Origin of the sequence: Rummeliibacillus suwonensis (assembly GCF_007896435.1) — a bacterium.
Classification (GTDB): domain Bacteria; phylum Bacillota; class Bacilli; order Bacillales_A; family Planococcaceae; genus Rummeliibacillus; species Rummeliibacillus suwonensis.
Window position 1 is genome coordinate 85,130 of record NZ_VCBL01000006.1, and the last position, 12,843, is coordinate 97,972.

At 35.6% G+C, this 12,843-nt stretch carries 13 protein-coding genes and 1 rRNA gene; 3 read left to right on the forward strand and 11 right to left on the reverse strand.

All coding sequences use genetic code 11. The features are described 5' to 3' along the window. Positions 1-289: 289 nt before the first annotated feature. On the forward strand, positions 290-508 hold the full coding sequence (locus FEU33_RS18055) for a DUF3953 domain-containing protein (RefSeq protein ID WP_186731482.1): 219 nt from the start codon (positions 290-292) through the stop codon (positions 506-508). A gap of 474 nt (positions 509-982) precedes the next feature. On the opposite strand, the gene FEU33_RS18065 is transcribed toward FEU33_RS18055, so the two are convergent. The 3 genes from FEU33_RS18065 to groES all read right to left on the reverse strand — a co-directional run bounded on the left by FEU33_RS18065 (position 983) and on the right by groES (position 4,116). Further along, complete coding sequence (locus FEU33_RS18065) at positions 983-2,005, reverse strand: Gfo/Idh/MocA family protein (RefSeq protein ID WP_342355275.1); 1,023 nt, start codon at positions 2,003-2,005, stop codon at positions 983-985. Positions 2,006-2,139: 134 nt separating this feature from the next. After that, the gene (gene groL / locus FEU33_RS18070) at positions 2,140-3,768 is read right to left on the reverse strand and encodes a chaperonin GroEL (RefSeq protein WP_146550863.1); all 1,629 of its coding nucleotides are present in this window, start codon (positions 3,766-3,768) and stop codon (positions 2,140-2,142) included. Positions 3,769-3,831: 63 nt separating this feature from the next. Then, entirely contained in the window at positions 3,832-4,116 is a 285-nt protein-coding gene (groES, locus tag FEU33_RS18075; protein ID WP_146550864.1) for a co-chaperone GroES, read from the reverse strand. A gap of 191 nt (positions 4,117-4,307) precedes the next feature. On the opposite strand from groES, the gene FEU33_RS18080 reads away from it, so the two are divergent. Next, the gene (locus FEU33_RS18080; RefSeq protein WP_243881355.1) at positions 4,308-5,033 is read left to right on the forward strand and encodes a CPBP family intramembrane glutamic endopeptidase; all 726 of its coding nucleotides are present in this window, start codon (positions 4,308-4,310) and stop codon (positions 5,031-5,033) included. Between the two features lie 54 nt (positions 5,034-5,087). Here FEU33_RS18080 and tatC read toward each other — a convergent pair whose 3' ends face one another. From tatC to FEU33_RS18095, 3 genes are all read right to left on the reverse strand, one after another. Beyond that, the gene (tatC, locus tag FEU33_RS18085; protein WP_146550865.1) at positions 5,088-5,870 is read right to left on the reverse strand and encodes a twin-arginine translocase subunit TatC; all 783 of its coding nucleotides are present in this window, start codon (positions 5,868-5,870) and stop codon (positions 5,088-5,090) included. A 17-nt stretch (positions 5,871-5,887) separates the two neighbouring features. Further along, the gene (locus FEU33_RS18090; protein WP_146550866.1) at positions 5,888-6,082 is read right to left on the reverse strand and encodes a twin-arginine translocase TatA/TatE family subunit; all 195 of its coding nucleotides are present in this window, start codon (positions 6,080-6,082) and stop codon (positions 5,888-5,890) included. A gap of 91 nt (positions 6,083-6,173) precedes the next feature. Next, entirely contained in the window at positions 6,174-6,809 is a 636-nt protein-coding gene (locus FEU33_RS18095; protein WP_146550867.1) for a redox-sensing transcriptional repressor Rex, read from the reverse strand. Positions 6,810-6,936: 127 nt separating this feature from the next. On the opposite strand from FEU33_RS18095, the gene FEU33_RS18100 reads away from it, so the two are divergent. Next, positions 6,937-8,877, forward strand: coding sequence for an ABC-F family ATP-binding cassette domain-containing protein (locus FEU33_RS18100; RefSeq protein WP_146550879.1), 1,941 nt, complete (start codon positions 6,937-6,939; stop codon positions 8,875-8,877). An 872-nt stretch (positions 8,878-9,749) separates the two neighbouring features. Here the strand turns inward: FEU33_RS18100 and tsaD are convergent. The 5 genes from tsaD to rrf form a co-directional block, all read right to left on the reverse strand. After that, positions 9,750-10,772: a tRNA (adenosine(37)-N6)-threonylcarbamoyltransferase complex transferase subunit TsaD gene (gene tsaD / locus FEU33_RS18105; protein ID WP_146550868.1), complete on the reverse strand. Its 1,023-nt coding sequence runs from the start codon at positions 10,770-10,772 to the stop codon at positions 9,750-9,752. Beyond that, positions 10,772-11,215: a ribosomal protein S18-alanine N-acetyltransferase gene (rimI, locus tag FEU33_RS18110; protein WP_146550869.1), complete on the reverse strand. Its 444-nt coding sequence runs from the start codon at positions 11,213-11,215 to the stop codon at positions 10,772-10,774. Before rimI ends, tsaD begins: the two co-directional genes overlap by 1 nt. A gap of 8 nt (positions 11,216-11,223) precedes the next feature. After that, positions 11,224-11,928, reverse strand: coding sequence for a tRNA (adenosine(37)-N6)-threonylcarbamoyltransferase complex dimerization subunit type 1 TsaB (gene tsaB / locus FEU33_RS18115; RefSeq protein ID WP_146550870.1), 705 nt, complete (start codon positions 11,926-11,928; stop codon positions 11,224-11,226). Beyond that, on the reverse strand, positions 11,925-12,371 hold the full coding sequence (gene tsaE / locus FEU33_RS18120) for a tRNA (adenosine(37)-N6)-threonylcarbamoyltransferase complex ATPase subunit type 1 TsaE (protein ID WP_146550871.1): 447 nt from the start codon (positions 12,369-12,371) through the stop codon (positions 11,925-11,927). The genes tsaB and tsaE overlap by 4 nt, the downstream gene beginning before the upstream one ends. A 379-nt stretch (positions 12,372-12,750) precedes the next feature. Continuing rightward, positions 12,751-12,843: ribosomal RNA gene (gene rrf, locus FEU33_RS18125) — 5S ribosomal RNA — on the reverse strand; the annotation flags it as partial.

Here is a 12,843-nt window from a genome sequence, read left to right on the forward strand (position 1 = left end):
ATGATAAAAACGTTATTATTAAATCAACCTATCTTTTAAAAGAATATAACTAAACATATTTTCCGTCTTAATAATTTGGAACTACGTCAAATTTCCAAACACAAGGCAAAGACTATTTTTTGTTCTATGTAATCTCCACACCTTCATTAATAAACACATTTAAAACCTTCTTTTTCTATGATTTTAGGCACTAATGTCGATATTGAATTCCTTCGCAGCAGAAGTTGGTTCTGGAGTATCAGCAAATACTATATTTTATGTTAAAGCTTATCCAAAAGGAGGGGTTTCCTTGAAATATTTTAAAATAATTGTTTCGTTACTTATTGTTTTTGCGTATGGATACAGCTTAATTAAAAATGACTTTTCATATGCTCCAATATCCTCTCTATCGCTAAGTTTTTTATTAATAATTATTGGAGTAGAAGAAATACAAAGAAAAAGTAATTGGGGATATTTATTTTTTGTGGTTTCAGCACTCGTAATAGTAGTAAGTATTTTTTCGTTTTAAATCAATCGATTAGTCTTACCTAGCATCGACTAATAACCAGAAGAAAGCAAAATATATTCGTTTTGCTTTTTAACATTTATTAATTTTTTATTTGGAAATTAACGATTAAAAAAGTGGTTTTCTAGGCTATCTATCGTTTTATCTTTACCTTTCAGACTCTCATTTCTTTAAGATCATTTCTTTAGTTAGTACTCCCTCTTTAATATACATTGCAATCTTAAAGATTTTTACATTCTTAGACGTTATGAAATCTTTTGCTGTTTTCATTTAAGCTGCAAGAACAACCTTTTGCATTTCATCTTTTAAGTTGTCTACTAATGGCAATGAATACATAAAGTCAAAAGTATTTGTTGGTACCCTTTTTAGCAATATGAAAAAGCCAGTAAAATTTCACCTGATTTTAATCCTCTTCTTCTGTAAAAGGGGAATTATTTTATTCCATAATAGGGCCGATCATTATTGTTTTGTTATTACTTAATTTGTTAAGACAATTCTTTTACCTCTCTTTGCAGATTCTCTAACTGCATCTAACAATTGATGAAGTTTAACAGCATCATTAAAATTAGGAATTTTACTTTTATGTCCAAATATATCTTTCGCTAGAATATTATAAGCGCGTTCAACATATCTTCTTGGACTACCGTCTTTTACTGAGGATACTTTTACTTCTTCAGAGTAAACATCATCTGTTTCAGTATTTAAGGCTGCATAATTAGGATGTGTAATCTTTTCGACTTTGAGATTACCAAATTGAACATGACCTGAAGAATTATTTTGTGTTAAACGAAAAATACCCTTTTCCCCTCTAATTTCTAAATGGAAATTTGGATATACTCCAGCTTGAATATGAACAGATGCTGAAGTACCATCAACGAGTGTTCCATGTATTAATATTTGATCAGCTGTATTTTTAGGTGTTTTAGTTCCAGTTTCTTTTATAATCGCTTCTGTATAATTTATATTCATAGTAGCTGTTAATTCTTTAAAATCATCTAGAATATAGCAAAGAACATCGAGAGAATGTCCTCCATGAATGGTAAGTAAGTTAGCCCCATTCTCTTTTTTTAGTAGATACGCGCTTCTTTGGTCGGTTATTCTCCCCTTAGATTGAGTTGCTACTTGCATAGTACAGGATAGTACTTTCCCTATTTCCCCCTTCTCTATCGCTTGCTTTAAATAATTAACTTCTGGGGATTGCCTAGCTTGTAAGCCAATAGCATGGTTGATATTCTTTTGATTAGATAAATTTTCCAACTCTTTAGCTTGTACAGTATCTACACCTAAAGGCCATTCACAGTAGAGATGTTTATTTTCCCCAATGGCTGCTATACAAGCTTCGTAGTGGGAAGGAACTTTTATACTAACTACTACCAAGTCAACATCTTTAGATTTAGCTAATTCCTCATAATCTGTAAAAGCCAAGGTAGCATTAACCTTTATGGCACTTTTTTTTGCAGTTTCCATTCTAGAAGTTCCAATATATGTAACCCAAGAAATGAAAAAAGAAGCTTCCCAAAAGTTTGCTCAACTTATGAGAAGCCTCGATTCTAATCCTCTATGTTAGCAAAATGTTAGCAAATCACTTTCACCTTACATACAAACCCAATAATATCAAGGGTTTGAACGGTTTATTACATCATACCGCCCATGCCGCCGATGTCTTGAGGCATTGCAGCAGGAGTTGGTTCTGGAATATCAGCAACAACTGCTTCTGTTGTTAAGAATAGAGCTGCTACAGATGCTGCATTTTGTAGAGCTGAACGAGTTACTTTTGTTGGGTCAACGATACCTGCATCGATCATGTTTACCCATTCACCGTTTGCTGCGTTGAAGCCTGTACCAACTTCTTCACGTTTTAAGCGATCAACGATGATTGAACCTTCAAGACCTGCATTGTCTGCGATTTGACGAACTGGTTCTTCAAGTGCACGTAATACGATTTTCACACCAGTTTTGACATCGCCAATTTCAGCTTCGCCAACTTCTGATACTTTGTTGTATACACTTACTAGTGCAGTACCACCACCAGCAACAATACCTTCTTCTACTGCTGCACGAGTAGAGTTAAGAGCATCTTCAATACGTAGTTTGCGTTCTTTTAATTCTGTTTCAGTTGCAGCACCAACTTTGATAACAGCTACGCCACCTGCAAGCTTAGCAAGACGTTCTTGTAATTTTTCTTTATCGAATTCAGAAGTAGATTCTTCGTATTGAGCACGGATTTGAGCAACACGAGCATCGATATCATCTTTTCTGCCTGAACCTTCAACAACTGTTGTATGATCTTTTGTTACAACAACTTTACCTGCATGACCAAGCATATCGACATTTGCTTGTTTTAAATCTAACCCAATTTCTTCAGTGATTAGTTTACCACCAGTTAAAATGGCGATATCTTCTAGCATTGCTTTACGACGGTCACCAAAGCCTGGAGCTTTAACAGCTACAACATTAAATGTACCACGAAGTTTGTTTAAGATTAATGTTGTTAATGCTTCGCCTTCTACATCTTCAGCAATGATTAATAATGGTTTGCTTTGTTGAACAACTTGTTCAAGTACTGGAAGGATTTCTTGAATGTTAGAGATTTTTTTATCTGTGATTAAGATGTATGGATTGTCTAAAACAGCTTCCATTTTATCTGTATCAGTTACCATATAATGAGATAGGTAGCCACGGTCAAATTGCATACCTTCTACTACATCTAATTCTGTGTTGAATCCTTTAGACTCTTCAATTGTGATAACGCCATCGTTACCAACACGTTCCATAGCTTCTGCGATTAATTCGCCGACTTCTTCATCAGCTGAAGAAATAGCTGCTACTTGTGCGATTGATTCTTTGTTTTCTACTGGTTTTGAGATTGATTTTAATTCATTGATCGCTACACCAACTGCTTTGTCAATACCTTTACGAATACCAACAGGATTAGCACCAGCTGTAACGTTTTTCAAGCCTTCACGAATCATTGCTTGAGCTAAAACTGTTGCAGTAGTAGTACCGTCACCAGCGATTTCGTTTGTTTTAGATGCAACTTCTGAAACAAGTTTTGCACCCATGTTTTCGTATGGATCTTCTAGTTCGATTTCTTTAGCGATTGTTACACCATCGTTTGTGATTAATGGAGAACCGAATTTCTTTTCAAGAACAACGTTACGTCCTTTAGGTCCTAATGTTACTTTTACTGCGTTAGCTAGTTTGTCTACACCTTTTAACATAGCGCTACGAGCGTCTTCACTAAAACGAATATCTTTTGCCATTTTAAAAAACCTCCTAATATTTTTCTATCTTTTCATAAACTTTTCATTTAAGCTTTTGATTTATTATTCAACGATTGCTAAAACGTCTGATTCGCGAAGGATCAAGAAGTCTTTTCCTTCATATTTCACTTCTGTGCCTGCGTATTTAGAGAAGATGATGTTGTCTCCTTCTTTTACATTAAGTGGAACTATATTTCCACCATCAGTCAAGAACCCAGTACCAACTGCAACAACTTTACCTTCTTGAGGTTTCTCTTTTGCAGAGTCTGGTAATACGATACCGGATGCAGTTTTTTCTTCAGCTTCGACAACTTCGATAATGATACGATCACCTAATGGTTTTAACAATTGAAACAACCTCCTAGAATTATGAATGAGTATAGTTTTATTTTATTAGCACTCTTTCTTATTGAGTGCTAACACAATTATTATATTAATGAATTCTATTTCTTTTTGCAAGTAAGAAGCATAAAAAATTTTGTTTTTATTCTTTTATAATTTACAATGAAGAAAATTAAGTATTAGAGAGGGTTCTGATTTTGAAATCCAAAAAAACAGCATTGTATATTTTATTGATTTACATTGTGATGCAACTGTCTTCTTTTCTATTGTTGCGTCCGTTATTCCGCTTTATCCAAGAGCAACATCCAGAGCTGAGCAAAAATGAGCTTATTTTAACATCTCAAGGATGGTATATTTTCATCAGCATGGGCATTGCGCTTATTCTTTCGCTTATATTGGTCTCCCGTGATCCAAACTTTTGGAAAATTTATAAGGGCAGCAAATCTTCTATTCCTGTATCCATTTTGTGGGGAATCATTGGTTTCTTTATGGTATTTGTTGGTCAATCGATTGGTGCCATGATTGAAAATGCCTTAGGTATTAAACAAGGCTCCGAAAATACAGCTGACCTCCTATCAATAGCGAATGTTGCGCCAATAGCGGTCATTGCTATTGCATTTTTCGGACCGATTTTGGAAGAATTTGTGTTCCGACGCGTGATATTCGGTTCACTTGTACAAACTACTAATTTTTGGGTTGCGGCTTTAGTTAGTTCGATCGTTTTTGCGCTTATTCATCTAGACTTTTCGCACATCATAATATATGCGATCTCAGGTTTTATATTCGCATTTCTCTACTATAAAACAAAACGAATCATCACATCGATCATCGCTCATATGATGTTAAATGGATTTGTCACAGTTGTTCAATTCTACCAAAAACCGATTGAAGAATTTTTAAAGCAGCTGCAACAACTTCAATGATGGAAGAGAGCAGATAATATTATATTCTTCACAAAATAAAAAAGTCCTTCTATCTCATTTGATAGAAGGATTTTCTTCTACGGAACTTACGACAAGTTCCATTTGACGTTGTTGTTCAGCTTTTAAATATTTTCGATATCCAATACGAGAAATAATGATGCTAATCTCATACAAAATACATAGAGGGATCGCTACAATAAATAATGACACTACATCTGTTGGTGTAATCAGATCCGCTACGACCAATAAGATAAAGTATGCATATTTACGTACTTTTTTTAACATTTGTGGTGTTATAATGCCTAATCGTGTTAAAAACAATACAACCATAGGTAATTCAAATACAATCCCAAAAGGTAAAGTAATCTGTATTAAAAATTGGAAATACTCATTAATGCCTATTGTTTGCTGTACATCTAATTGAGTAGACATCTTTGCCATAAAATTAATGATATATGGAAACAGAATCTCGTATGAAAATAATATACCTCCGATAAATAACAGTACAATGTATGGAATATATCTTAATGTCGCTCTTCTTTCCCTCACATATAATCCTGGACTGATAAAAGCCCACAATTGATAAAGAATAACAGGTGAAGTCATAATCGTTGCTAGTATAAATATCACTTGAAAATAGATTTTCACTGGATCTGTTATTTTGAAGGCATGGAGTTGTAGTGTTTTGGCTTCATTGCTAAATTGTAAGAAATGAATTAATGGTTCTGCCAAAAAGAAACTACCAATAACAGCAATTATAAAGAAAACGGCAACAATATATAGCCGCTTTCTTAACTCTTCTATATGTTCGACAACAGTTAGTTCAGTATTATTCATGTAACTAACATCCTAACTTATTTATCTTCAGATTTTGTAGATTCAGATACCTTTTTCGGTGTATCATCGTCATCTGCTAAACCTTTTGTAGCATTTTTAAATTCGCGGAGAGTAGAACCCATTGCTTTTCCTAGTTCTGGTAGTTTCTTCGGTCCGAAAATTAGTAGGGCAACTATTCCAATAATAATAGCGCTCCCAGCACCAATTCCCATTGCAGACACCTCCTCATAATATGTTTTTATTTTAACGCATAAAAATATTTTTGGCTATTTCGATTAAAAGCTTATTTGTGAATATTTTACGTCATTCTTTATCATTACGCATGAAATAACTTAAAGTTTGCAATTCGATGGTTAGGTCAATGGTATGGACCCGGACATGATCCGGTACATTTAATCTGACAGGTGTAAAATTTAATATACCTTTTACGCCCATAGCTGCAAGTCGATCTGTCATGAATTGCGCTGAGCGTGCAGGCACAGTCAAGATTGGTAGCTCTGCATTATATTCCGCAAATTTCTCCTCTAATAGATCTGGCGGATAAATCGGTATATCATTAATATATTTACCTTCTATAGTCCCGCTTGTATCAAATGCCACAACAATCTTCATATTATGGCTCTTTTGAAAATTATATTTTAGTAAAGCACTACCGAGGTTCCCTACTCCTATTATCGCTACATTCATTTGTTCATCTTGGTCTAATATATGTCTAAAAACATTTAGTAAATATTGAACATCATAACCATATCCTTTTTTACCGAGAGCACCAAAATATGAAAAATCACGTCGAATAGTTGCTGAATCGATTTTCATAGCTTCACTTAGTTCTTTAGAAGATATTCTTTCTTGTCCTGCCTCAGCAAAGTTTACGATGAAGCGATAGTAAAGAGGAAGTCTTTTTGTAGTAGCTTGTGGAATTTTGTTAGTAGCTTTCACAATATTTCCTCCTACAATCAATTCGAAATCCTTTCAATAGTACATGACGATTGGTTATCTGTAAAGCTATTCCCATTGCACACATATGTATATTCCTATAAACTAGGATTGAACTGAGGTGTCTAATATGATTGTTTTACAGGTCAATCAATTATATAAATCATATATTGCCGATGAAATTTTAAGTGGCGTTAAACTTGAAGTGCAACACCGAGATCGTGTTGCACTTGTTGGTCGCAATGGTGCTGGCAAATCAACACTATTAAAAATAATCGCCGGACAACTTTCGTATGATTCCGGTGATATTATTATGCCCAAAGATATTCGTCTAGGTTACTTAGATCAACATACAGGACTAGAATCTCCCCTTACTATTTGGGAAGAAATGATGACAATTTTCGAGCCATTGAAAAAACAAGAACGACAGCTCCGAGAATTAGAACAAAAAATGGCTGATCCTGCAATATATGAAAATACAGAAGCTTATCAAAAAATAACAGCCGAATACGACCAACTTCAACATAATTTTAAAGAACAAGGCGGTTATCAGTACGAAGCCGATACAAGATCTATACTACATGGCATGCAATTTTATCCTGAGAGCTATGATCAAAAAATTTCGTCTCTATCAGGTGGTCAAAGAACCCGCCTAGCGCTCGCTAAATTACTATTAAGTAAACCTGAATTATTAATTCTTGACGAACCTACTAACCATTTAGATATTGAAACGCTTAGTTGGTTAGAAAACTTTTTAAAAAATTATGATGGAGCTATACTTATCGTATCACATGACCGTTATTTTTTGGATCAAGTAGTGTCGATTGTTTATGAAGTTTCTCGTCATCATATCACAAAATTTACAGGGAACTACAGTGATTACTTAAATCAAAAGGCAAAGAACTATGAACGTGACCGTAAGATCTATGAAAAACAACAAGATGAAAAAGCAAAATTAGAGTCTTTTATTCAAAAAAATATTGCTCGTGCATCTACAACCAAAATGGCGCAGAGTCGTCGTAAAGTCCTTGAGAAAACAGAGTGGATGGATGCACCTGAAGGCGATGAGAAATCAGCTACTTTCACTTTTGGTATTGAACGTCAAAGTGGCAATGATGTCCTCTCCATTGATCATTTATCCATTGGTTATGAAGATAAAATCATATCGAAGAATATTCAAATGCGTGTCTATCGTCAGGATCGTATTGCTCTTGTTGGACCAAATGGAGTTGGCAAATCTACATTACTTAAAACACTCATCAAGGATAAACAAGCATTTGCTGGCAATATACACTATGGAACCAATGTACAAATTGGTTATTACGACCAAGAGCTCACCAAGTTAACCAGTAATAAAACGGTTTTAAAAGAACTTTGGGATGAATGGCCATTAATGAGTGAAAAAGATATTCGCACAGTCCTTGGTCGTTTTCTATTCTCAGGCGAAGATGTCAGTAAAATTGTACACGATTTATCTGGTGGCGAAAAAGCCCGCCTATCATTAGCCAAATTGATGCTTCAAAAATCGAATCTGCTCATCCTTGATGAACCGACCAACCATTTAGACTTGGATAGCAAAGAAGTTTTAGAAAATGCTCTCATTCACTATCCTGGCACATTACTTTTTGTGTCACATGACCGTTATTTTATCAATCGTATTGCTACAAAGGTCATTGAATTATCAAATATCGGCACGACCGAATATCTTGGTAATTATGATTACTATATCGAAAAGAAAAAAGAGCTAGAGGAAATCGAAGCTGAGAAATTGGCCGCGTTATCTCCTGTTCAAGAAGCTATCGAAAAAAAACAAAAGAATACACAAATTGATAAAGAAGCTAAGAAAAAAGAACGGAAATTACGCCGACGTATTGAAGAAATTGAAGGCTCATTAAATGAGTTTGACTGCCAAATAAAAAAAATAGAAGAACAGTTATGTGATCCGAAGATTTTCCAAGACCACGAAAGGGTAATGGTTCTCCAAACAGAATTAGATACGTTAAAAGAACAGCATGAAGAAGTCGAATTAGAATGGCTAGAATTAAATGAACAACTTGAGGAATTTGAATAATGTTTCTTAAAATAGCAAGCGTGTTGATTATCCAATTTTCTCCACAAAATATAAGGGTATTCACTGGTTTCCGCTACGGCTTGCTCGCTTTCCTACGGGCGAACGCTGGGGGCAACAGGATGTTGGTCACGGAATCGTCGCCACAGGACGTGGCGTTCTTAGATTCCGTTCCTTCAATCGCTTCGCTGCGGGGTCTCAACTGTTCGCTTTTCCCGTGTGAGTCGAGCAAGCCTTCGCTACAATCTACATAAATGGAGCTAAAAATACATGTTTTTTTAGAATTTTGTCCAATTTATCACCTGTTTTTTTCCTAATCAACACGCCTGTTAAAATAGGACTGCTTAAAAGTGTTAAAAACACTATTGAGCAGTCCTTTATTTATCGTTATCATTGCCACTTCAAATTGCACCTAATGAAAGATGAAGAAGTCTTCCACTAGTTGTTAGTTAAGTTTGTCTTACAGGTAATTGATCCTTACCTATCTTCATGCTTTTTTCTGAGTAAGGGACTTTTCATGTACAGATTGGGAGCAATCGCTCATGTATGTTTACTGCTTATATAGGATAATTTGTCGAATAACAAAATATCTTGTCTATATATTGGTCAATAATTAATATTTCCCCTTTTTTCTCCACAAGTTTATACACATTTTATATCTTTATATTTCAATGGATTAAAGGACTTTTCCACATTATCCACAGAATTAACCAGAGTTACGCACATAAAACTGTGTAAAACTTACTACTATATATAGTAAGTACACATTTTATTCACAGCTTATCCACAAAATGTGGATTATTTTCGAATTTTCTTATTATTACGTAAAAAAAGAGGCTATCGACTAAAATACGATAGCCCCTTCTGTATATCATCTAATCGTTCCAAGAAATTAGTTCCTTTCCGGGACGACCATTTAATGCCATATCACTACGCTTGCCTGCTTTAAACATGGATGAACCTGCAGCCGCAATCATTGCCGCATTATCTGTACATAATTTTAATGGTGGTACATAAAAAGGAATGCCTTCTTTTTTAAAGGTTTTTTCTAATGATGTACGCAAACCTCTATTGGCAGAAACACCACCTGCGGCAATAACCTGCTTAACTTTAAATTCACGTGCGGCTCGCAATGTCTTGGCTGTCAATACTTCTACAACGCTATCTTGAAATCCCTTGGCCACATGCATTGGATTAATCTTTTCACTGCGTTGATCGGCATTATGTTTATAGTTAATAACGGCTGATTTTAATCCGCTAAAACTAAAATCATATGAATCATGTTCCAACCAAACACGTGGAAAATCGACCGCAGCATCGCTTTCTTGCGCCAATTGATCAATTTTAGGGCCACCTGGATACGGAATATTCAACACACGTGCAACTTTATCATAAGCTTCACCAGCTGCATCATCTCGTGTTTCTCCGATTAACTTAAAATGACCGTCAGCCTCCATTAAAACTAGTTCTGTATGTCCACCAGATACAACTAGAGCCAATAATGGAAATTCCATTGGTTGAATTAGTGCATTTGCATAAATATGACCTGCGATATGATGTACACCGACTAATGGTAGATCGTTCGCAAAAGCAAAAGCCTTCGCGGCGTTAACTCCGATTAATAATGCACCAACAAGTCCTGGACCTTCTGTAACACAAACAGCATCTAAATCTTCTGGTTTCATATTTGCTTGTTGTAATGCTTCTTCAATAACGATCGTTATTTGTTCAACGTGATGGCGGGAAGCAATTTCTGGCACAACTCCCCCAAAACGTTTATGACTTTCTATTTGAGATGCAACCACATTGGATACGATCTCATGTCCATTTTTTACAATAGAAGCAGCTGTCTCATCACAACTACTTTCAATGCCTAATATATATAGATCTTTTTCCATTATAAATTCACCCACATGACAAGAGCGTCCTCTTGGTTATCAGTATAATAGTTCTTACGAATGCCGCCTTCTTGAAACCCTAGTTTTCGATATAAATTCTGTGCAATACTATTGGTTACACGAACTTCTAGGCTCATCACGACAACGCCTCGTTCTTTTGCTATATGAATCGCTTCACGCATCAAACTTTCACCAATACCTTTTCCCCTACCAGCAGGAAGTACAGCAACATTCGTAATTTGACTTTCATCTAACACAATCCACATACCACAAAAACCAATAATTGCATCTGTTTCGTCCACAGCAACAATATACGTAGCTTGTGTATTAGTTGTCATTTCATGATAAAAAGCATCCAGTGTCCAAGGTGTTGCAAAGACAGCTTCCTCAATACTATGTACTGCCTCTACATCAGCAATGGTCATTTGTCGATACGTAATCATCAGCTCACCTATTTTTTACCTTTCTGTTCTCTTAACCAATTTGCTTCAGCTTCTGCTAATCGACAATATTTTGGAACAAAAGTATGCGTAGCATCCAAAGGTGGTAGCTCTTGTTGTTCTGCAAGATAAATAAGCTGAGCGGCATTTGGAAGGTCAAGAGTATACGGTGCTCTCAACGCATTCTTTCCTAGTTCTTGTTGGATCAATTCCCAAAAACTATCTACATCATGTCCAACAAATAACACTGGTCGTCCTAATTCTTTCAACTTTGCTAGCAATCCCGCCATACTGTAATGACCATCTTCAATAATAGGAACGAGTCCATTAGAGGTGTCATATGCTCCAGCATATACATTTTGACGTCTAGCATCGATTACCGAGCAAACAATACCTTGGTATAGTCCAGCATTTGCAGCTAGCACTTGTAAACTTGAAACACCTACTAATGGCTTTTGTAACGTCCAAGATAAGGTCTTGGCAATCGTCACCCCTATGCGTACACCTGTATAAGATCCAGGTCCTTGACTTATTGCAATAGCATCGATTTCTTTAGGAGATATATCCACCTTTTTAAAAATATGTTCGATGGCTGGCATCACACCTGCAGAATGATTGACTTTAATATTTGTTACTTCAGTTGTAAGTATCCTCCTATCCTTTACAATGGCAATTGCCAAAGGAGAATTTGCTGTATCTATCCCTAACCAAATCATTTCATTAGCTCCTCACACAATCGTTTATAACGTTTTCCGATTGGTTTCAATATGAATCTTCTTGTATCTTCGTCAATACGCTGAATTTCAATCGCCAAGCGCTCAGCAGGAAGATCCTGTTCGATAAGATGTGCCCACTCTACAACTGAAACAGCATCGCCATAAAAAATTTCATCCCACCCAAGATCTTCATCACTATCCGCTAAACGATAGACATCTAAATGATTGAGGGGTAGGCGTCCCTCATATTGCTTTAAAATTGTGAAAGTTGGGCTATTAACTGTACGCTTAATGCCTAGACCTTTTGCTAAATACTGAGTAAATGTCGTCTTTCCAGCACCAAGATCTCCTTCTAACGTAATCGTATCTTGGACCTCTAGTAAATTAGCCAACTTTAATGCTAATTGGTTTGTTTCCTCTAAAGAAGCAACCGTTATTTCCATTTTTCTTCGTCCTCTCAACTTCACATTAATTATAGTTTACCGAAACCAACAAAAATGTTCAAAGTGAACGAGCTGAAATCTTTTAAACAACAAAATAACACAGCCTTTTAGCTGTGTTCAAATTGTAGACAAATACTTTCTTCAATAAGTAGCTTAACTAATTTCTAACTTCTCATAAGCTGTCATATTCCATTAGAATTTATGTTTGGTTATCTGCTTTGTTCAACAAACAGTTTCAATCGAGAGCAAAATTTTAATTTTGCAGAGGACTTTATCTACTTTGAAAAAAGAGTGTTTTTCCTATGAGAATAGACAGTCTTATATTTTGATCAAGAATCTAAAAAAGCACAGTTGAACGATCAACTGTGCTCTACAATATGCCTAGCAACGTCCTACTCTCGCAGGGGGACAGCCCCCAACTACCATTGGCGCTCAAGAGCTTAACTTCTGTGTTCGGCATGGGAACAGGTGT

What these genes read in the sequence shown, in the direction of transcription:
- groL (WP_146550863.1), bottom strand. Translation starts at nt 3,768, where the DNA reads ATGGCAAAAGATATTCGTTTTAGTGAAGACGCTCGTAGCGCTATGTTA.
- tatC (WP_146550865.1), bottom strand. Translation starts at nt 5,870, where the DNA reads ATGAATAATACTGAACTAACTGTTGTCGAACATATAGAAGAGTTAAGA.
- FEU33_RS18090 (WP_146550866.1), bottom strand. Translation starts at nt 6,082, where the DNA reads ATGGGAATTGGTGCTGGGAGCGCTATTATTATTGGAATAGTTGCCCTA.
- FEU33_RS18100 (WP_146550879.1), top strand. Translation starts at nt 6,937, where the DNA reads ATGATTGTTTTACAGGTCAATCAATTATATAAATCATATATTGCCGAT.
- tsaD (WP_146550868.1), bottom strand. Translation starts at nt 10,772, where the DNA reads ATGGAAAAAGATCTATATATATTAGGCATTGAAAGTAGTTGTGATGAG.
- rimI (WP_146550869.1), bottom strand. Translation starts at nt 11,215, where the DNA reads ATGATTACGTATCGACAAATGACCATTGCTGATGTAGAGGCAGTACAT.
- tsaB (WP_146550870.1), bottom strand. Translation starts at nt 11,928, where the DNA reads ATGATTTGGTTAGGGATAGATACAGCAAATTCTCCTTTGGCAATTGCC.
- tsaE (WP_146550871.1), bottom strand. Translation starts at nt 12,371, where the DNA reads ATGGAAATAACGGTTGCTTCTTTAGAGGAAACAAACCAATTAGCATTA.